At 76.0% G+C, this 17,600-nt stretch carries 16 protein-coding genes; 5 read left to right on the top strand and 11 right to left on the bottom strand.

Features of this window, described 5'->3' with window-relative positions; genetic code table 11:
• Positions 1 to 94: 94 nt before the first annotated feature.
• The gene (locus BM142_RS02355; protein ID WP_092195128.1) at positions 95 to 718 is read right to left on the bottom strand and encodes a DUF6758 family protein; all 624 of its coding nucleotides are present in this window, start codon (positions 716 to 718) and stop codon (positions 95 to 97) included.
• A 93-nt stretch (positions 719 to 811) separates the two neighbouring features.
• Between BM142_RS02355 and BM142_RS02350 the strand changes: the two genes are divergently transcribed.
• Positions 812 to 1,258 carry an NUDIX hydrolase gene (locus tag BM142_RS02350; protein WP_254790473.1) on the top strand — a complete coding sequence of 149 codons (447 nt, stop codon included), beginning with the start codon at positions 812 to 814 and terminating at the stop codon, positions 1,256 to 1,258.
• 29 nt (positions 1,259 to 1,287) lie between these two features.
• Here BM142_RS02350 and BM142_RS02345 read toward each other — a convergent pair whose 3' ends face one another.
• Positions 1,288 to 1,794, bottom strand: coding sequence for a MaoC family dehydratase (locus BM142_RS02345; protein WP_092195127.1), 507 nt, complete (start codon positions 1,792 to 1,794; stop codon positions 1,288 to 1,290).
• A 202-nt stretch (positions 1,795 to 1,996) separates the two neighbouring features.
• Positions 1,997 to 2,290: a WXG100 family type VII secretion target gene (locus tag BM142_RS02340; protein ID WP_092195216.1), complete on the bottom strand. Its 294-nt coding sequence runs from the start codon at positions 2,288 to 2,290 to the stop codon at positions 1,997 to 1,999.
• A gap of 150 nt (positions 2,291 to 2,440) precedes the next feature.
• Between BM142_RS02340 and BM142_RS02335 the strand changes: the two genes are divergently transcribed.
• Positions 2,441 to 6,724 carry an FtsK/SpoIIIE domain-containing protein gene (locus BM142_RS02335; RefSeq protein WP_175527050.1) on the top strand — a complete coding sequence of 1,428 codons (4,284 nt, stop codon included), beginning with the start codon at positions 2,441 to 2,443 and terminating at the stop codon, positions 6,722 to 6,724.
• On the opposite strand, the gene BM142_RS02330 is transcribed toward BM142_RS02335, so the two are convergent.
• The 4 genes from BM142_RS02330 to BM142_RS02315 all read right to left on the bottom strand — a co-directional run bounded on the left by BM142_RS02330 (position 6,667) and on the right by BM142_RS02315 (position 10,687).
• Positions 6,667 to 7,179: a DUF6912 family protein gene (locus tag BM142_RS02330; RefSeq protein WP_092195125.1), complete on the bottom strand. Its 513-nt coding sequence runs from the start codon at positions 7,177 to 7,179 to the stop codon at positions 6,667 to 6,669. The two genes, BM142_RS02335 and BM142_RS02330, sit on opposite strands and share 58 nt — an antisense overlap.
• Positions 7,180 to 7,227: 48 nt before the next feature.
• A complete protein-coding gene (locus BM142_RS02325; protein WP_092195124.1) occupies positions 7,228 to 8,607 on the bottom strand; it encodes a WS/DGAT/MGAT family O-acyltransferase in 1,380 nt (459 codons plus the stop codon).
• Between the two features lie 62 nt (positions 8,608 to 8,669).
• Complete coding sequence (locus tag BM142_RS02320) at positions 8,670 to 9,965, bottom strand: CpaE/TadZ family protein (RefSeq protein WP_092195123.1); 1,296 nt, start codon at positions 9,963 to 9,965, stop codon at positions 8,670 to 8,672.
• A complete protein-coding gene (locus BM142_RS02315) occupies positions 9,965 to 10,687 on the bottom strand; it encodes an SAF domain-containing protein (protein WP_092195122.1) in 723 nt (240 codons plus the stop codon). The genes BM142_RS02320 and BM142_RS02315 overlap by 1 nt, the downstream gene beginning before the upstream one ends.
• Positions 10,688 to 10,895: 208 nt before the next feature.
• On the opposite strand from BM142_RS02315, the gene BM142_RS25010 reads away from it, so the two are divergent.
• Complete coding sequence (locus tag BM142_RS25010; RefSeq protein ID WP_254790472.1) at positions 10,896 to 11,225, top strand: helix-turn-helix domain-containing protein; 330 nt, start codon at positions 10,896 to 10,898, stop codon at positions 11,223 to 11,225.
• A 39-nt stretch (positions 11,226 to 11,264) separates the two neighbouring features.
• Here BM142_RS25010 and BM142_RS02305 read toward each other — a convergent pair whose 3' ends face one another.
• Positions 11,265 to 11,834: a hypothetical protein gene (locus tag BM142_RS02305; RefSeq protein ID WP_092195121.1), complete on the bottom strand. Its 570-nt coding sequence runs from the start codon at positions 11,832 to 11,834 to the stop codon at positions 11,265 to 11,267.
• Positions 11,835 to 11,931: 97 nt separating this feature from the next.
• Here BM142_RS02305 and BM142_RS02300 point away from each other — a divergent pair, with 97 nt between their 5' ends.
• Positions 11,932 to 12,684: a LysM peptidoglycan-binding domain-containing protein gene (locus tag BM142_RS02300; RefSeq protein ID WP_092195120.1), complete on the top strand. Its 753-nt coding sequence runs from the start codon at positions 11,932 to 11,934 to the stop codon at positions 12,682 to 12,684.
• A 43-nt stretch (positions 12,685 to 12,727) separates the two neighbouring features.
• The gene (locus tag BM142_RS02295; protein WP_092195119.1) at positions 12,728 to 13,285 is read left to right on the top strand and encodes an Rv3235 family protein; all 558 of its coding nucleotides are present in this window, start codon (positions 12,728 to 12,730) and stop codon (positions 13,283 to 13,285) included.
• Between the two features lie 25 nt (positions 13,286 to 13,310).
• On the opposite strand, the gene ilvD is transcribed toward BM142_RS02295, so the two are convergent.
• From ilvD to BM142_RS02280, 3 genes are read right to left on the bottom strand one after another with little or no spacing between them, the layout of a single operon-like run.
• Complete coding sequence (gene ilvD / locus BM142_RS02290; RefSeq protein WP_217640526.1) at positions 13,311 to 14,981, bottom strand: dihydroxy-acid dehydratase; 1,671 nt, start codon at positions 14,979 to 14,981, stop codon at positions 13,311 to 13,313.
• Positions 14,978 to 16,366, bottom strand: coding sequence for an FAD-dependent oxidoreductase (locus BM142_RS02285; RefSeq protein ID WP_092195118.1), 1,389 nt, complete (start codon positions 16,364 to 16,366; stop codon positions 14,978 to 14,980). The genes ilvD and BM142_RS02285 overlap by 4 nt, the downstream gene beginning before the upstream one ends.
• Complete coding sequence (locus BM142_RS02280) at positions 16,363 to 17,508, bottom strand: hypothetical protein (protein ID WP_175527049.1); 1,146 nt, start codon at positions 17,506 to 17,508, stop codon at positions 16,363 to 16,365. The genes BM142_RS02285 and BM142_RS02280 overlap by 4 nt, the downstream gene beginning before the upstream one ends.
• Between the last annotated feature and the right edge of the window lie 92 nt (positions 17,509 to 17,600).

Below are 17,600 nucleotides of genomic sequence, written 5' to 3'. Positions count from 1 at the left end.
GGTGCGGCGGACTGCTTCGTCCCATGGGTAACAGATGCCCCACCCGTCGCACCGCCGACGCGCCGATCATGAATCTGACCGGTCGAGTTCTGCGTCAGTTCCCGGGCAGCAGGTGCTCGCTCGGCGGACCCAGCGGGAGGTCGGGGTAGATGCGGTCGCGCAGGTCGAGCAGCTCCAGCTGCTCGGCGAGCAGCCAGGCGGCGTTCATCGGCCACATGACCAGCCACAGCCAGACGCCGTACGCCTCACCGACGAACGCCGCCCGGTCGTCGGACGTGGGCACGGCCCAGAGCGGGGCACGCTGGCCGGCCGCCTTCACGTCGACCGACGACGGCCCCTCGATGACGTCACCGGGGTCGAGGCCGGGCAGGCCCGCGTAGCCGCAGCCGACCCCCGTCCCCGGTTCCTCGGCGACCAGGACGAGCTCGGCCGAGCCGCCGAGCGGCGCCGGGCCGGCGCAGTCGACGACGATCGCGCGGGCGCCCGGCTCACCGCCCCACGCCATCCCGGTGACCGACCAGCCCGCCGGCACGGGGTCGGGCACCCAGGCGGGCACGCGGGCGTCCGCGGTGACCGCGGAGATCGCGTCGTGCGCGACCAGGACCGTGTGGTGCAGCGGCGTGACGGCTCCGTGCACGTGGCACCACGCCTGCGCGGTCGAGCCGGGCCGCACCACCAGTGTCTCGCCGCATCGGGGGCAGACCGCCGAGACGCTCATCGGGCATCACCGTCCTGGGACGGCGCACGATCGTCAAGCCGACGGCGCCGCTCCCTCCGGTCGTCGCGGCGTCGGCTGCGTAGCGTGCCGTCCGTGCCGGCCGACGAGTCCACGGACGCCGTTCCCCTGGAGGACGGCCCGCCGGTCGTGCCCTGCGTCGGCGCCGTCGTGCTGGACGGCGCCGGACGCCTGCTGCTGGTCCGCCGTGGCCACGCCCCGCACGCCGGCCTCTGGTCGCTGCCGGGCGGGCGGGTCGAGCCCGGGGAGACCCTCGAGCAGGCGGTCCGCCGGGAGGTGCGGGAGGAGACCGGCGTGGACGTCGCCGCGGGACCGGTGGCCGGCCGGCTGCGCATCCCGGCCGGCCCGGTGGTGTACGACGTGGTCGACCTCGTCTGCACGCTCGACCCAGCCGCGCAGCAGCCGGTGGCCGGTGACGACGCGACCGACGTCGTGCTCGCCGACGCGGCCACCCTGGACCGGCTGGCGTGCACCCCGGGGCTGGCCGAGACCCTCCGCACGTGGGGGGTCCTGCCCCGCTGACGCCACCCGGAGCTCATCGGCCGGCCCGTTCAGCGTGCAGCCGGCTCCGGGCGCCCGGGCTGCTCCCCGCCGCGGGCCTCGCCGTAGGACTGCTTGGGCACCATCACCTTCCGGCGGAAGATGCAGACCACCGTGCCGTCCTGCTTGTAGCCGATGGTCTCGACGTACACCACGCCCCGGTCGTCCTTGGACTTCGACGGGGTCTTGTCGAGGACGGTGGTCTCGCCGTAGATCGTGTCGCCGTGGAACGTGGGTGCCACGTGCCGCAGCGACTCGATCTCGAGGTTGGCGATCGCCTTGCCGGAGACGTCCGGGACGCTCATCCCGAGCAGCAGTGAGTAGATGTAGTTGCCGACGACCACGTTCCTGCCGAAGTCGGTGGTCTTCTCCGCGTAGTTCACGTCCATGTGCAGCGGGTGGTGGTTCATCGTGAGCAGGCAGAACAGGTGGTCGTCGTACTCGGTGACGGTCTTCCCGGGCCAGTGCTTGTAGACCGCCCCGACCTCGAACTCCTCGTAGTACCGACCGAACTGCATCTGCTGGCTCCCGACCTGGACGACTGGGCCGGGCACCCGGCGGGGCCGCCGGGCACCCGTGGGCGATCGGCAGCCCGCGACAGCACACCGGGGCCCGTCTGGACGGCTGCCGATCTTACGGACGGTCCGCCCGGCCGCCTCCCGGCCCGGGCAGCGCCCCGTGGGCGGGCGGCCCACCGCACGGGAGCGCCGCACCGGTCGCTCAGATCATGGCCCCGATCCGCGCGGCCATGTCCGCCTCGTGCTGCTGGTAGGACGAGGCCACGTTCGTGAGCAGCGAGCCCATGCCGGTGAGGGCGTCGCTGACCCCCTGGGCGGACATCCGCCACTGCTCGTAGAGCTGGCTGAACTGGACGGCCGCCTGGCTGTCGGTCCACCCGTCGAGCACCGAGGTGTTGATCGAGCTGGACAGCGTCGCGTGCCGGCCCGCGGTGTCGGCGGCCTCGGCACGGCACCGGCCGGCCATGGACTGCAGGGTGGCGATGTCGACCTTCACGGTTCCTCCTCGGGTCCGGGGCTCTCCCGGTGGCGGTGGACGCTAGGCGCCGCGGGGCAGAAGCCCGCGGCGTTGTCCACAGGCGGCCGGCTGTCCACAGATTCCGTGCGACCCCCACCGGACCCCGTCCGGAGCGGTCAGGATCCCGCCGTGACCGATCCGTCCGACCGCAGTGCCGCCGGGGTGGCAGCCGCGCGCTGCTGGACCCTGACCGGTGATCCCGGCACGCTCGACGTCGAGGTCGTCGCGACGCGGCACCACCGGCTCGCCGACGTCCTCCCGGAACTGACCGCCCTCCTCGGCCGGCCGGTCGAGGGGCTCTGGTCCGGCTCCACCCGCCTGAGCGACGACACGCCCCTCACCGCACCGGCCCTCGACCACGGCGCGGTCCTGGGTGCCGGCCGTCCCACCCGCGAGCGGCACCCCGGGGGGACGTCCAGCGCCCTGGAGCTGCACGTCGTCGGTGGACCCGACGCCGGGCGCTGGTTCCCGCTGGGTCAGGGGGACCACGTGATCGGCCGCGGCGGCCGGGCACGGGTGCGGCTGCACGACCCGGACGTCTCCCGCCGGCACGCGAGCGTCCGGGTCGGCAGCGGCTCGGTCACCGTCGCCGACCTGTCGTCGACCAACGGGACCCGGCTGGACGGCGCCCACCTCAGCGGAGAGCCGCACGAATGGCCCCCGGGTACGGTCCTCCGGCTGGGCCTGAGCGCGCTGGTCCTCACCGGTCCCGCCGCTCCGGCGACGAGCCCGGACCAGGGGACGGACGGCCGCCGGCGGGTGCGCCCGGTCCTCCGGATGAGCACGCCCACCCCCGACGTCGACGTGGCGTTCCCCCGGCCTCCCGCCCCGGCGCCGCGCCGGCGTCTGGCCTGGATCGCGGTCGCGCTACCCGCGGTCGGTGGCGTGGCGATGGCCTGGCTGCTGGACGCACCCACGTTCCTGTTCTTCGCGCTGCTCAGTCCCGTGGTCGCGCTCGGGACGTGGATCTCGGAGCGGTGGTCCGGTCGCCGCAGCGGGCGACGGGAGGCGGCCGCGCACGCGCTCGAGGTCGGGGCGGCCGAGGCCCGGCTCGGGGCAGCGCTCCGCGCGGACGCCCGCACCGCGGAGGTCACGCACCCGGACCTCGCCGCACTGGCCGTGGCGGCGCGACGGCGGACGGCCGTGCTGTGGAGCCGCTCCCGCGACGCCGAGGAGGCCCTGGCCGTGCGGATCGGCAGCGGCCCGGGTCCCACCCGGGTGTTCCGGATCGACGGCGACGGTGTGCGGACCCGGCAGACCGCACCGCACCTGCCCGTGGTCGTGGACCTGCGCGCGACCGGTGGGCTGGCCGTCGTCGGCCCGCGCGGCCCCGCCACGGGTGCGCTGTCGGCCGCCGTGGCCCAGTTGTGCACGCTGCACGCGCCCGGGGAGGTCGATCTCCTCGTCCTGGTGGCGGCCGACCGGCTGCCCGACTGGGCGTGGACCCGCTGGTTGCCGCACCTCGCCCCGGGCGCGGTCCACGTGCTGCCACCGGGCCACGCCGACGACGCTCCGCCGCCCGCCGACGGCCTGCCCGAGCGTCTCGCTGCCCTCGCCGCCGGAAGGCGGGCCGACGTCGACGGGCGGCCGGACCGTCGACCCGGCTGGCTCGTCATCGTCGTCGACGGCGCGCTGGACCCGCGGAGCGCAGCGTCGCTGCGGTCGGCCCGCGCGGCCGGGATCGTCGTGCTGACCTCCGCCGGCACGCCCCAGGACCTCGCCGCCGGCGCGGACGCCGTGCTGCAGCTGTCCGGGGAGACCGGCGACACCGGGATCCTGAACCGGCAGGGCCACCCCGACCGCGGAGGCCTGACCGTCGACCGGCTGCCCGCCACGCTCGCCGCGGACCTGGCCCGGGATCTCGGCGGACTGGCGCCGGTGGAGACCGACAGCAGCCTCCCGCACCGGGTGCGCCTGCTGGACGTGGTCCCCACCGGGGACCGGCCCGGCGACGGTGGCGAGATCCCGGTGTCCTGGCAGCGCCACCGCGACCGGCTCGTCGCCCCGCTGGGACGGACCGCCCACGGTCCGCTGGTCGTCGATCTGTGCCGCCAGGGCCCGCACGCGCTGATCGCCGGCACCACCGGCTCCGGGAAGTCGGAGCTCCTGCAGACGCTCATCGCCGGGCTCGCACTGACCCATCCACCCGACCGCTGCTCGTTCCTGCTCGTCGACTACAAGGGTGGTGCCGCCTTCGCCGAGGCCGCAGCCCTGCCGCACACGGTCGGCCTGGTCACCGATCTGGACGGAAGGGCCACCGCGCGGGCGCTGCGCTCACTGGCCGCGGAGCTCACCCGGCGCGAGTCGATCCTGGCCGAGCACGGGGTCGCCGACATCGCGGCCCTGCCCGGCTCTGCCGACCTGGCCCGGCTGGTCATCGTCGTGGACGAGTTCGCCGGCCTGGCCGAGGAGCTCCCGGAGTTCGTGCCGGGGCTCGTGGCCATCGCCCAGCGGGGCCGGTCCCTCGGCGTGCACCTGGTGCTGGCCACCCAGCGCCCCAGCGGTGTCGTCTCCCCCGAGATCCGGGCCAACTGCAGCCTGCGGATCTGCCTGCGCACGACCGACGAGGCGGAGTCCCGCGACGTCCTGGGCACCGCGGCCGCCGCCCACCTCCCGCTCGACCTGCCGGGCCGTGCCTGGCTGCGCTCCGGCAGCGGTGCGCCCACGGCGCTGCAGGTGGCCCGGGTCTCCGGGCACGCCCCTCCCGCAGGTGGCACCCGCCCCGCTGCCCGGCGGTGGTCCTGGCCGCTGGCCGGGCCGCCCGACGAGGAGCACGGGCCGGCGGGGGCCACCGATCTCGGCCGCCTGTGCACCGCCCTGACCGAGCACGCCCGGCGGACCGGCACGCCGATGCCGCACCGCCCATGGCGGCCACCACTGCCTGACCGCCTCCCCGCCGGCACGCTCACCGCGGACGGTCCGCCCCCCGGCCCCGGGCCCGCCGTGCTCCCCCTCGGGCTCGTCGACCGGCCCGACCTGCAGACGCAGGAGGTGCTCGGACTGGATCTGGACGACGGCGGCACCTGGCTGGCCGTCGGCGGCCCCCGGAGCGGGCGGACGACGCTGCTGCTGACCGTCCTCGGCGAGGCCGTCCACCGGCTGGGACCGGATGAGCTGCACGTCCACGTGCTGGAGGCAGGCGCCGGTCTGCTCGCCACCGCGGCGGCGCGGCATCCGCACAGCGGCACGGTCGTCGGAGGCGAGGACGCCCTCCGGACCGTCCGCCTCGTCGACCGGCTGGCGCAGGAGGTCGCGAACCGGCGGGCCGGGGCGAGGGCAACCGCGACCCCGCGGATCCTGCTGCTCGTCGACGGGATCGAGTCCATCAGCGCACTGCTCGACGAGGCGGATCCGGGGCGCGGTTCCGCCCACCTGCTCCGGGTGCTGCGCGACGGTGCCGCGGTGGGCCTCACGTGCGTCGCGACCGCCGACCGCGCCGTACCCGGGGGCCGGCTCGCCGCGGTGGCCCGCCGGCGTCTGGTCCTCCCGCTGCCCGACCGCGCCGACTATGCCGTCGCCGGCATCGCGAACCGGGACGTCCCCGCGCACCGCCACCCGGGCCGCGCCCTCGTCGGCGAGGAGGCGCGGGAGTGCCAGCTGGCCCTGCCCCGGGCGGTCGCAACCGCCGGGTCCGGCGGGTCCCACGGTCCGGGACCGCTCCGGATCGTGGAGCTGCCCGCCGATCCACGGCTGCCCCTCCCGGCGCCCGGCCGGGTGCCCGCCGATCCGACCGCCGAGGGCCGCCTGCTGCTCCCGATCGGGCCGGGCGGCGACGAGGGGCAGCCGCTCGGCGTGGACCTGCTGCGCACCGGCGGGCTGCTCGTCACCGGGCCGGCGGGCAGCGGCCGCTCCTCCGCCCTGGCCGCCTTCGCCCTGCACCTCGCGTCGCTACCCACGCCCCTGCTGGTCCTCGGCCGCGTCGGAGGACCGGCCGACGGGCTCGTCGACGCCGCGCGGCTCGACCCGGCCGACGACGCCGGGACGGCGGAGTGGCTGGCCGGCCTCGACGGCCGGCCCGGGGTCGTCCTCGCCGACGACCTCGGCACTCCCGCCGACGCACCGGCCCTCTCCCGGCTGGGCGACGGCGACCACCGGCGGGTGGTGCTGCTCGCCGCCGCCCACGCCGGTCACCTCTCCGCGCACTACCAGGGGCCGGTGGCCGCGCTGCGGCGCAGCCGCACCGGCCTCCTGCTCTGCCCGGGCCCCGGCGACGCCGACCTGCTCGGCGTCCGGCTGCCCCGCACCGCAGTGCCGCACCGGCCGGGGAGCGGCTGGCTGGTCACCGGCGCCGGCATGCAGCGCGTGCAGGTGGCCCGGCGGCAGCGGCCCGAGCCGGCGCCGCCACCGGCCTCCGATCAGAGGAGCTCGAGCGCCGACCCCATCTCCTGGCGCGCGTACCAGGCCAGCTCGTGACCCTCGGCCTGGTCCACGACGAACTGGGCCTCCTCGCTGCCCAGGTCCGCCTCGAGCACCACGTTCACCGCCGCCCGCACGTCGTCCTCCGCATCCGCTCCGTCGATGTGGGCACTGGCGACGTCCTGCACCCGGATGTCTGCCTCGACCCGCGCCGCGCCCCGGTCGGTGTCCGGGTCCTCGATCGCCCGGACCGCGCCGTCGGGGACGTCTGCGGCGAGAACGACCCGGCGCCGCGCCGCGGCCGGGTCGATGTCGATCAGCCGGAGGCTGGCCCGTGCCGCACCGAGCAGGGCGGCGTACTCCAGCTCCTCGAGGTCGGCATCGGCGTCGCTGAGCTCGTAGAACCGCCGCAGCTCGGAGGTCACCGCGAACGCCGTGTGCGGACCGGGCAGAGCCCCCTCCTCCACCAGCGTCCGCAGCACCGTCGTGGTGGCAGGCAGGTACACGCGCACCCCGGTCGCTCCCTTCGTCGAAAGAGCGACCGTATCCCGGCGCCGGGATCAGCCGGCCGTCTCGACCAGCTGCCCGACCTCCTGCTCCACCAGATCGGCGAGCACGTCCACGTCGCCGACGCCGTCGCGGTCGGCGTTGAAGCCGAAGTAGACGCACCCGTCGTAGCTGGTCATCCCGATGGACAGCCCCTGCCCCCTGGCCAGCGGCACGACGGGGAACACCTCGAGCATCCGGCTGCCCGCCGCGTACAGCGGCAGCTGGGGGCCGGGGACGTTGGTGACCACGAGGTTGAACAGCCGGCGGGACAGCCCCCGAGCCGCCCGGGCGCCCAGCGCGTGCAGGGTGGAGGGCGCGAAACCGGTGAGCGCGATGAGGCTGTCGGCCCCCACGGACTGCCCGTGCAGCGCGATACCCCGCATCGCGTAGCTGAGGCGGGTCAGGCGCACCCGGGGGTTGGGCTCCCCGACGGGGAGGTCGACGAGGTAGGAGGAGACGCGGTTGCCGGGGGCGGCGTCCTCGTCCTGCATCGAGACGGGCACCAGCGCACGCACCGACGTCCCGGCGACCACCGGCTCGCCGCGGGAGAGCAGCCACTCCCGCAGCGCGCCGGTCACGACGGTCAGGAGGACGTCGTTGACCGTCCCGCCGTGCGCCTTGCGGATCGTCTTCAGGTCGTCGAGCTGCGCGCGGGCCACCGCGATCCGGCGCTGCCGGCTCACCGTGGCGTTCAACGGGCTGTGCGGCGCAGCCATCAGGGTCGTCCGGGCGGTACGTAGCAGCCCGCCGGCGACCCCGGTGACCCGAGCGGTGGTCGAGCGGACGTCGGTGACCGCGCCGCGCAGCGTGTCCACCACCGCAGAGGGCCGCCGCACGTACTCGTCGAGCGCGTCCCACAGCAGCGCGGCACCGCTCGGTGGGCGTCTCGGGCGCCACTCCTCGGCCGCCGGGATCGGTGCGTCCGGGTCGACGTCGAGCAGGACCTGCCCGATGTCGAGTGCACTCAAGCCGTCGACCAGCGCCGGATGGGTCTTCGTGACCACGGCGACCCGGTCGCCGGAGAGGCCCTCGACCAGGTAGGCCTCCCACAGCGGGCGCCGACGGTCCAGCGGGCGCGAGGTCAGCCTGGACACGAGGTCCAGCAACTGGGACTCGGTCCCGGGGCGGGGCAGGCCGGAGCGGCGGAGGTGGTAGTCGAGCTCGAAGTCCGGGTCGTCGACCCACACCGGGTCGGCCAGGTGACCGGGCACCTCCGCCACGCGCTGCCGGTACCGGGGCACCAGCGGCAGGCGCGCCTGCACGAGAGCCGCCAGCGCCTCGAGCCCACCGGGCGGCCGCTCGAGGATCAGCACACCACCCACGTGCATCGGGGTGCCCGGTTCCTCGAGGTAGAGGAAGGACGCGTCCAGGCGGGTCAGTCGCTCGGCCATTGCTCTCCTCCCGCTCGGCCGCTCACGCTACGGCGCGCCGCGGGGCCCGTACATCCGGGCGCTCACCGAACCGCCTCCTGGCGTCGGAGCCCCCGCCGGCGGGCCGCGGGCAGGGGGACGTCGGCCAGCGAAGCGGCCAGCGCGCGCAGCTCCACCCGGAGCGGCGAACGGGGCGCGACCTCCGCGAGCGGTCGACCGGAGGCGAGCGCCGCGTCGGTGGCCCGGCGGTCGGCGGAGAGGAAGGAGCGCGCGTCCCGACCGGCGAACCGCTCCAGGGCCTCGCCGATCTCGCGGTGCGGGTCCCCGGGCACCGGCCCGCGCCGCACCTGGTTGACCACCAGGACCGGCTCCACGTCGGGGCGCACCTCCCGGAGCTCGTCGAGCGCACGGATGCTGCGCTGCAGGGCCACCGGGTCGGCGCCGCTCACGCACACCACCGTGTCCGCCGCGTCCAGGACGGCGAGGGTCGCCCCGTTGCGACGAGGCGCCACCGTGTCGAAGGAGAGCTCCTCGTCGTCTTCCAGGTTGAACCCGCAGTCCACGACCGTCACGTCGGCCAGCCGGCGGGCCTCCTCCAGTACCGCGGTCACCGCACGCGGACGCAGCTCGGGCCACCGGTCGGCCCGCGCCAGTCCGGTCAGCACGCGCAGGTGGGGGCGGACCGCCCAGGCCAGCCGCACCAGGCCCGCCGAGTCCAGGTTCCCGGTGGCGGCGAGCCGGGCCGCGCCGGCCAGCCCCGGCGACTCGTCGAGCAGCCCCAGCAGCTGGGCCACCACCCCGCCGTAGACGTCGGCGTCCACGAGCAGGGTGGACACCCCCAGGCGGGACAGCTCGTCGGCCACGCCCACGGCGACGGTCGTCCGACCCGGCGCGCCGGTGGGCCCCCACACCGCGACCACCCGCCCCCGCCCCGCCGGCCGGTCCTCCGGCTGCTCGGGCGCCCCCAGCACCGGGAGCGCGGCACCCGGGTCGGCGACGTCCCGGCCGGGGGTGATCGCGGCGGCGACCGCCTCGCGCAGCGCCCGCGCGATGGCGTCGGGGTCGGCGTCGGCCGGCAGGACCTGCCGGACCCCGAGCTGCCGCAACCGGCCCGCGGCGCGCTCGTCCCCCGGCTCCACCAGTCCGACGACGGCCACCCCGGCGGCCTCGAGCCGGGCGACGGTGTCCGCGTCGAGCCGGCGCAGCTCGGCGGAGAGCAGCGCCGCCTGCCCCGTCCCGGTGGCCGCGACGGCGAGCAGGTCCGCGACGTCCACGCACCGGCGGACCACGGTGACCCCGTGGTCGGCGCGGTCGAGGGCGCCGACCAGCTCCGACTCCCAGGCAGCGCCCGTGACCGCGGTGAAGACCTGAAGTGCCATCAGCCGGCCGGCCCCAGGGCACCCGCCTCGACCTCGTCCCCGTCCACCGAGCCGTGGACCACCACGACCAGCGGGCGTCCGGCGATCGCGGCGAGCACGTCGGCCGCGTCCTCCGCCTCCACCGCGACCACGACCTGCACCGCGGTCGTCGGTGTGGACAGCACGCCCTCGGAGCGCCCCGAGAGGGCCTGGACGGGAGCGCGACGCACCACGAGGGTCACGCTGCCGTCGGCGGCCGTGGCCCCGGCCGCCGGATCGGCCACGGCGTAGACGTCGACCACCTGCCCCCGCCGCAGCCCCGGCGGCACGTACCCCGACTGCACCGGCAGGGCCAGCTGCACGAGCCCGTCGCCCTCCTCCAGCGCCGTGCGCGGCAGCAGCTCGCCGTCGCGCACGGCACGGGCCAGCGTGCGGCCCTCGGGTCGGGTGGCCGTGGACAGGTACGCGCCGGCGGCGTCGTCGAGTCGGACGTCCACGGCCACCAGGTCCCCGGCGGCCAGCTCGGTCCCGGCGGCGAGGTCGCCGGCCACCGCCCAGACCGGCACCGTCGCATCGGCCGAGCCGACGACGCGGGCACCCAGCAGCACCGAGGCGAGGACGAGGAGCACCCCGAGCACCAGCCGGAGGTCCAGCCAGCGCGGGGGCCGCACCCGGCGTGGCACCGGTCCGGGGATCCCGTCCGCCGCAGCAGGCGGGACGGTCGACGGCCGGACGGCGGTCACAGCACGCTCACCTCTTCCGCGCCCCGGGCGCACAGACCTCGACACCATGTCGTGTCGCCTCGTCCGGCGACGTGTGCCGGCGTTCGGGTGCAGATGATGCGGCACGACCGCGATGGCGCGCACTGGTTGTCCACACGTTCGGGTGTGGAGAACGGTCCGGTGTCCCCGGACGGGCTGACAGACTGGCGGCGACCGGACGGAGACACCGATGCCCACGCCCCGCTTCCTGACCCTCGACGACGTCGCGGAGATCCTCAACGTCTCCTGGTCGCAGGCGTACGCCCTGGTCCGCCGCAAGGAGCTGATCGCCATCCAGATCGGCGGCCGCGGGCAGTGGCGGGTCGAGGTCGACGAGCTCGAGCGGTTCATCCAGCAGAAGTACGCCGAGGCCCGCGGCGACACGGCGCCACCCGGCGAGCCGGCCCCCGACACCACCACCGACACCGCCACGGACACCGCCACCGACACCGCCACCGACAGCGCGGTCGGACCCACCACCGGCCCTCGGGCCCCCACGGGAGGTCGGGCGCGCCGCTGAGCCGCACCCGACCTCGCACCCGACGAGGCGCCCCCGGGCTCAGTCGAGCCCCGGCGCCGACCTGCGGACGACCGCCACGGCGCCGATGACCACGGCCCGCACCCCGCGCACCGATCCCTGGCGGCGAGGCTCGTCGACGGGGTGCTCGGCCAGTTCCACGTAGTCGGCGCCGACGCGGTCGACCGTGCCGGTCAGCGTGGTCCCGTCGTCGAGGACGAGCTGGAGGGCGCTGCGGTCGCGCGCCAGTCCGCGCAGCGCCCGGCGCAGGTCGAGCCGGGGACGCACCGCGCCGGCGGGGCCGGGGGCTGCCGTGCGCCTGCCGAGCCCGGACACCGTGCGGACCGCCGGCAGCGCGACCAGCAGTTCCCGGCCCTGCTCGTCGGTGAGCAGGAGCCAGTCCGGCCCGACGCCGACCAGGGTGCCGGTCACCTGCCCGGCGGCACCCACCCCCAGGACGAGCGGGAACCCGAGCGCGCCTCCCAGCCGCTCGGCGAGCCGTACGGCGCCCACCTCGGCCCGGGCCTGCGACGCCGCCTCGGCGTGCTCGGTCGCCGCCTGCTCCGCCTCGAACTGCGACTGCAGGTCGTCGAACAACTGCTGCCAGCGCATCGCCACCTCCGTCGGACAGCCTAGTTTGCTGTGGATTCGTCCATTTGCATGCATTTGCTTGCTTTACAGTCGGTTCGTTCCCGGAGGAAGGCCGCTGATGTCCGTTCGACGACTCCTGCTCACCGCTGCCGCGATGGGGCTCCTGGCGACGGCACTGGCCGCGCTGACCCCCACGTCCGGTGAGCTGGTCGATGCACTGGCCGCGCCGCAGCGGACCGTCGACACCCAGGGACCCGACGCGCTGGTGGCCGCCGCCGCGGCCCTGCTCGCCTGGGCCGTGTGGGTCTGGGGCGCCCTCGGCCTCGCGCTCACCGCCGCCTCGGCCCTGCCCGGTCTGCTCGGTGCCGCCGCCCGGCTCTCGACCCGGGCCGTCCTGCCCGCCGGGGCGCGTCGCAGCGCCGGCCTCCTCCTGGGCCTCGGGCTCGGGATGGCGGGACCGGTCACCGGTGTCGGGCTCCCCCTCGCGCCGCTTCCGGCGGCCGCCGCGTCCGGCGACGGCGTACCGGACTGGCCGGCCGCCGGGGTCCCGGCACCCGGGCGCGCACCCACGACCGTCCCGGACCGGCCGGCCGTCGGGCTCCCCGCGGTCGCGCCGACGTCCACGGCCGTCCCGGACTGGCCGGCGGGTCCCCCCGCCGCCCCGGCGCACGGCGCCCACGTCGTGGCCCCCGGCGACTGCCTCTGGCACATCACCGCGGCCCGCCTGCTCGAGCGGACCGGAGCACCTCCGACCGACGCCGAGACGGCCCGTTCGGTGCACGCCTGGTGGACGGCGAACGCCGACGTCATCGGCCCCGACCCCGACCTCCTGCTCCCCGGCCAGATCCTCCGCCCGCCGGAGGGGCCATGAGCACCTCGCCCACCCGACCGACCCACGACCGCCGGAGCACCCGATGACCGCCTCGACCACCGCGCCCGGGACGACCAGCTCGGCGGGCGGGCCGCCGCTGCGACTGGTCGTCGTCCGGACCCCGCAGCCGCCCCTGGAGGACGAGCGCATCCCGCTGCGACTGGTGCGGCCGGGGATCACCGCACCCCGGCCGGCGCACCGGCCGGGCCCCCGGCCCCGGGCCGACCGGACCACGGCGCGGCCGGACGACGAGTTCGGCCCGTCCCTCTCGGTGCGCGCCGACCTGCCCGACCCCGGGGAGACCGGACGCCGGCTGGTCACCTGCGCCCTCGAGGCGCTGGCCGGACGACGGCCGATCACCCAGGTCCGGCCGATGACCTCGCCCGGGGTGTTCGCGGCCCTGGTCCAGGGCCGCCGCCCCCGGTGGTGCGCCGAGGGCTCGGCACCGCTGGTCATCGGCCCGGTGCACGTCTGCGAGCCGGTGGACGGCGTGGCCGAGATCAGCGTGGTCGCCCGGCGGGCGGGGCGCGCGCACGCCGTCGCGGCCCGGTTGGAGGGCATCGACGGGCGGTGGCGGTGCACCGCGCTGCAGGTCGGCTGAGCGCGGCCGAGGTCACCCTCCGGCGTCAGCCGCCCAGGGTCGCCCCGCGGGACAGCGGCGCCACCGACCGGGCGTAGACCGACAGCCAGCCGCACCCCGTCGGCGGGGACAGCGGTGCCTGCCGCGCCCGGCGCTCGGCCAGCTCCGCCTCCGGCACCGCCAGGTCCAGCGTCCGGGCGTCGACGTCGACGGAGATCAGGTCGCCGTCCTCCACCAGGCCGAGCGGGCCGCCGACGGCCCCCTCGGGGCTGACCTCCGCCACGACCAGCCCGGTGTTCACCAGCCCCGACATCTGCCCGTCGGTCACGACCACGACCTCGCTGCCGAGCCCGGCGCCGTCCAGGGCGAAGACGAAGGCCGACGTCAGGGCCATGCCGGGCGACCCCCGCAGCCCCAGCCCGCTGAGCACGACGACGTCCCCCGCGCGCACCGCGCCGCTGCGGATGCCCTCGAGCCCCTCGTCACGGGAGTGGAACACCTTCGCCGGGCCGGTGAACCGGTGCACGCCGTCGTCGGCCACGGTGCGCTTGACGATCGCCCCGTCCGGGGCCAGCGACCCGCGGACGATCACGATCCCGGGGTGGCGGGCCAGGGCCGCGTCCATCGGCCGGATCACGTCCTCGTCGCCGACCGGCGCGCCGCCCAGGACGTCGCCCTGCGTGGCCCCGCCCACCGTCGGCCGGGTCAGGTCGAGCAGGGGCCGGAGCCGGTGCAGCAGCGCCTGGGCCCCGCCGGCCGCCTCGAACTCGTCGATCCGCCGGTCCCCGTTGGGCTTGACGGCGGCCAGCAGCGGCACCTCGGGAGCCAGCTCCTCGAACAGTGCGGTCACGTCGACGTCGCACCCGGCCTCGACGGCGATCGCCTGCAGGTGCTTGACGCAGTTCACCGAGCCGCTGACGGCGAGCACCGCGATGACGGCGTTCCGGAAGGCGCCGGCGGTCATGATGTCGCGGGGCCGGACGTCGGACTCGACGAGCTCGACGATCCGCTGCCCGGCGCGCTCGACGGCGTCCCACATCCGCGGGCTGTTGGCCAGCACCGGCGTGCTCCCCGGCAGCGCCATGCCCAGGGCCTCGGTGGCGATGTGCATGGAGTTGGCGGTGCCCATGCCGGCGCAGACGCCCGGTCCCCCGACGGCCACCGAGGCCATCTCGGCGAGCTCGTCGACCGTCATCGCGCCGGAGGCCACGTGCCCGGCGTAGAGGAACACGTCCTCGAAGTCGACGTGCTCGCCGCGGTAGATCCCCGACGGCTGGTAGCCGCAGCCGACGACGATGGTGGGGATGTTCAGCCGACCGGCCGCCATGAGCTGGCCGGGCGTGGTCTTGTCGCAGGACGCCAGGCAGACCATCCCGTCCAGCAGCGCCCCCTCGACCGCCACCTCGATGTCGCTGGCGATGAGGTCGCGGCTGGGCAGGATGTACTGCCCGGCCGCCCCGGCGCTGGTGATGGCGTCGCTCGGCGCCGCCGTGCGGACCTCGAAGGGCACGCCACCCGCGCTCCTGATGGCCGCCTTCAGCGGTTCGACGATGCCGTCGAGGTGGCTGAAGCAGCTGGCCAGCCCGGAGGAGCTGTTGACGATCGCGATCTTCGGCTTCTCCATGTCGGCGTCGGTCAGCCCCAGCGCCGTCCACTGCGCGCGGCGCATCGCCCACCGGTTGGTCCCGCGCTCGAAGTTGCTCCGCAGCGCGGTCACCGGAGGTCCCGCCCCAGGTAGGCCCCGTTGCCCTCGAGCCGGCGCTGCAGCTCGGCGACCGGGACGTCGCGGAGGGCGAGGCCGCCGGCGAGCGCGAGGTCGGCGGCGGTGCCCACCGCCTCACCCATGGCGAAGCAGGGGCCGGTCACCCGCGCCGAGGACTGGCCGCCGTGCGTCATGGAGGCGCAGCGGCCGGCCACGAACAGGTTGTCCACCTGCTGCGGAAGGACTATGCGGTAGGGCAGCTGGTTGATCCCGCGCGGGTCCTCCCCCCGCTGCCAGCGGAACTCGACCGTGCCCTCGACGTGCGCCTCCACCGGCCAGCCGTTGACGCCGATGGTGTCGGGGAAGTCCGCGCAGTCGAGGACGTCGTCCTCGCTGAGCCGGTACTCCCCGACGATCCGCCGCGTCTCGCGGATCCCGATCTGCGGGGCGATGTCGACGATGTAGGAGTTCTCGAACCCGGGCGTCCGGTCCCGGATGAAGGTGAACGCGTCGACGACCTGCTGCCGGCCCTGCAGCTCGCCGTGGGTGAGCTGGTCCACGTCGGTGCCGTCCACCGGGCTGCCGTCGGGATTGCGCAGCTGGGTGAGGTTGGCCCGCCATTCCAGCGGGTTGCGCTGCGGCCGGACGATCGGCTTCTTCCGCGGGAACGTGTGCGTCCCCGCGGCCTCGGCCTCGTCCATCAGCCGCTCGACGGTGCGCCAGGGGGCGGGTCCCGCGGCCGCGGCGTCCACCCCGTTGATCCGGAACATCAACGACGGGTAGAGCAACCACTGCCCCGGCGGCGCCTTCTCGAACGGGACGCCGGCCCAGGCGGCGACGTCCGCGTCGCCGGAGGCGTCGACGAACACCCGACCGCGCACCGCGGCGCGCCCCGACTTCGACTCGATCAGCACCGCGTCGATCGTGGACTCGTCCGCCATGACCACGCCCACGGCCATCGCGTGGAACAGCAGGCGGGCGCCCGAGGACACCACCAGTTCGTCGGCGGCCACCTTGTAGGCGGAGATGTCGAAGGCCTGCGCCAGGATGCCGTCGTTGATGGTCAGGTGCGGCTCGGACAGCCCGTCGAGCTTGGCCAGCCGGGCCAGCAGCTCGTCGGCCAGGCCGTGGATCACCTGCCGGTGCTCGCCGTGCACCTTCGCGTGCAGGCCGCAGAAGGTGCTGAGCCCGCCCATCGTGCCGGCGCCGCCGAGGAATCCGTACCGCTCGACGAGGAGCGTGGACCGCCCGGACCGGGCCGCCGCGGCCGCCGCCATCAGCCCGGCGGGGCCGCCGCCGATGACGACGACGTCGAACTCGCCGTACACCGGGGTGTCCCGCGCCGCTTCGCGGACGACGGCCGGGCCGCTGCGCGGGCCGGTGCTGAGGGCGTCGGTCATCGGGGGGTCTCCTCGGGGTGCTGCGTCGGGTCGTCGGGGATCCGGGCGACGGCCGGCGGGCCACCGCGCGGGCCGAAGGTCTCCAGCACGGCCGAGACCCCGGCGTTGCGCGCTCCGGCCACGGCCACGAGGAGCGCCTCGGGCGAGTTGAGGACGGGCACGACGTCCTGGCCGGCCGAGGCGCACGTGTCGGGCACGGCGTCGGGGTGACCGTCCGGCAGCCGCCACCGGGTGTGCCGGGAGACGGCGTCCTTGCCCACCTCGACCAGCCGCGCCCGGGTGTTGGTGGCGTGCTCGTGCACGAACTGACGGACGTCGGCCTTGCTCCACCCCGCCCGGTCGAACAGCCAGGCGTGCTCGGGGCCGAGCACGAGGCAGCCGCTGATCGTCTCGTGCACCAGTGCCCCCGTCCGGGCGAGCGTGCCGGCGATGTCGCGCCCGAGCTGCTCGGGGTCGGTGGTGTGCCGCGCCTCCACGTGGATGGCCGAGCGGATGAGCATGGCGGTCACCGCGCTGTCCCCGGCGTCGAGGCCGGCGTCCGCGTGCAGCGGCGGCCAGGGGCTCTCCTCCTCGTTCTCGGCGATGCACGCGCTGTACTTGGCCGGCGTCCCCTGGGTCGCCTGGTCCAGCTGCTGCGGGTGCAGCCCGAACGCGTTGATCGCCGTGAGCCGGATGGCCCGCCCGATGGTGGCGTTCGCCCGGAAACCCGAGCCGAACACGTTGCCGCGGCTGTTGATGCCCAGCCGCTCCCGGACGGGGCCGTTGACGAGGAGCAGCGGGGCGGTGCCCGTCGTGCTCTGCCAGATCCCCTTGCCGGCGTAGCCCTCTTGCGTCAGCGCGTCCCAGGCGGCGAGGACGACCGGGAAGTACTCCGGCAGGCAGCCGGCCATGGCGGCGTTGATCGCCGCGGCCCGGACCGAGCAGGTGCGGTTGAGGTGCGGCATCCGGAAGACGACGTCGTCGGGGGCGCGGTCGGTGTGCTGCAGGAACTCCTGCAGGAAGGAGTCGGTGACCGGCACGACCGGCAGTCCGTCGGTCCACCCCTGCTCGGCGCAGTACTCCATGGCCTGCCGGACGGCCGCCATGTCGACCGCCGGGGGGCCGGCGACCTCAGCGCCCGGTGCGTCCGTGTCCACCTGCATGCCGGCGTTCCTCCCTGTCGCGGGACACCTGCCGGGGGTCCGAGCGGGGCCGGCAGCTGCCGGATCCGGCGCGTACGCCGTCCGTGGTGTCG

The organism is Blastococcus tunisiensis (assembly GCF_900112815.1).
GTDB lineage: Bacteria > Actinomycetota > Actinomycetes > Mycobacteriales > Geodermatophilaceae > Blastococcus_B > Blastococcus_B tunisiensis.
This window is presented reverse-complemented; position numbering and strand designations above follow the sequence as displayed.

Excerpts from the sequence above, each read along its gene's own strand:
- BM142_RS02355 (WP_092195128.1), bottom strand. The coding sequence starts at position 718 with ATGAGCGTCTCGGCGGTCTGCCCCCGATGCGGCGAGACACTGGTGGTG.
- BM142_RS02345 (WP_092195127.1), bottom strand. The coding sequence starts at position 1,794 with ATGCAGTTCGGTCGGTACTACGAGGAGTTCGAGGTCGGGGCGGTCTAC.
- BM142_RS02325 (WP_092195124.1), bottom strand. The coding sequence starts at position 8,607 with ATGGCCGAGCGACTGACCCGCCTGGACGCGTCCTTCCTCTACCTCGAG.
- BM142_RS02320 (WP_092195123.1), bottom strand. The coding sequence starts at position 9,965 with ATGGCACTTCAGGTCTTCACCGCGGTCACGGGCGCTGCCTGGGAGTCG.
- BM142_RS25010 (WP_254790472.1), top strand. The coding sequence starts at position 10,896 with ATGCCCACGCCCCGCTTCCTGACCCTCGACGACGTCGCGGAGATCCTC.
- BM142_RS02305 (WP_092195121.1), bottom strand. The coding sequence starts at position 11,834 with ATGCGCTGGCAGCAGTTGTTCGACGACCTGCAGTCGCAGTTCGAGGCG.
- BM142_RS02300 (WP_092195120.1), top strand. The coding sequence starts at position 11,932 with ATGTCCGTTCGACGACTCCTGCTCACCGCTGCCGCGATGGGGCTCCTG.
- BM142_RS02295 (WP_092195119.1), top strand. The coding sequence starts at position 12,728 with ATGACCGCCTCGACCACCGCGCCCGGGACGACCAGCTCGGCGGGCGGG.
- BM142_RS02285 (WP_092195118.1), bottom strand. The coding sequence starts at position 16,366 with ATGACCGACGCCCTCAGCACCGGCCCGCGCAGCGGCCCGGCCGTCGTC.
- BM142_RS02280 (WP_175527049.1), bottom strand. The coding sequence starts at position 17,508 with ATGCAGGTGGACACGGACGCACCGGGCGCTGAGGTCGCCGGCCCCCCG.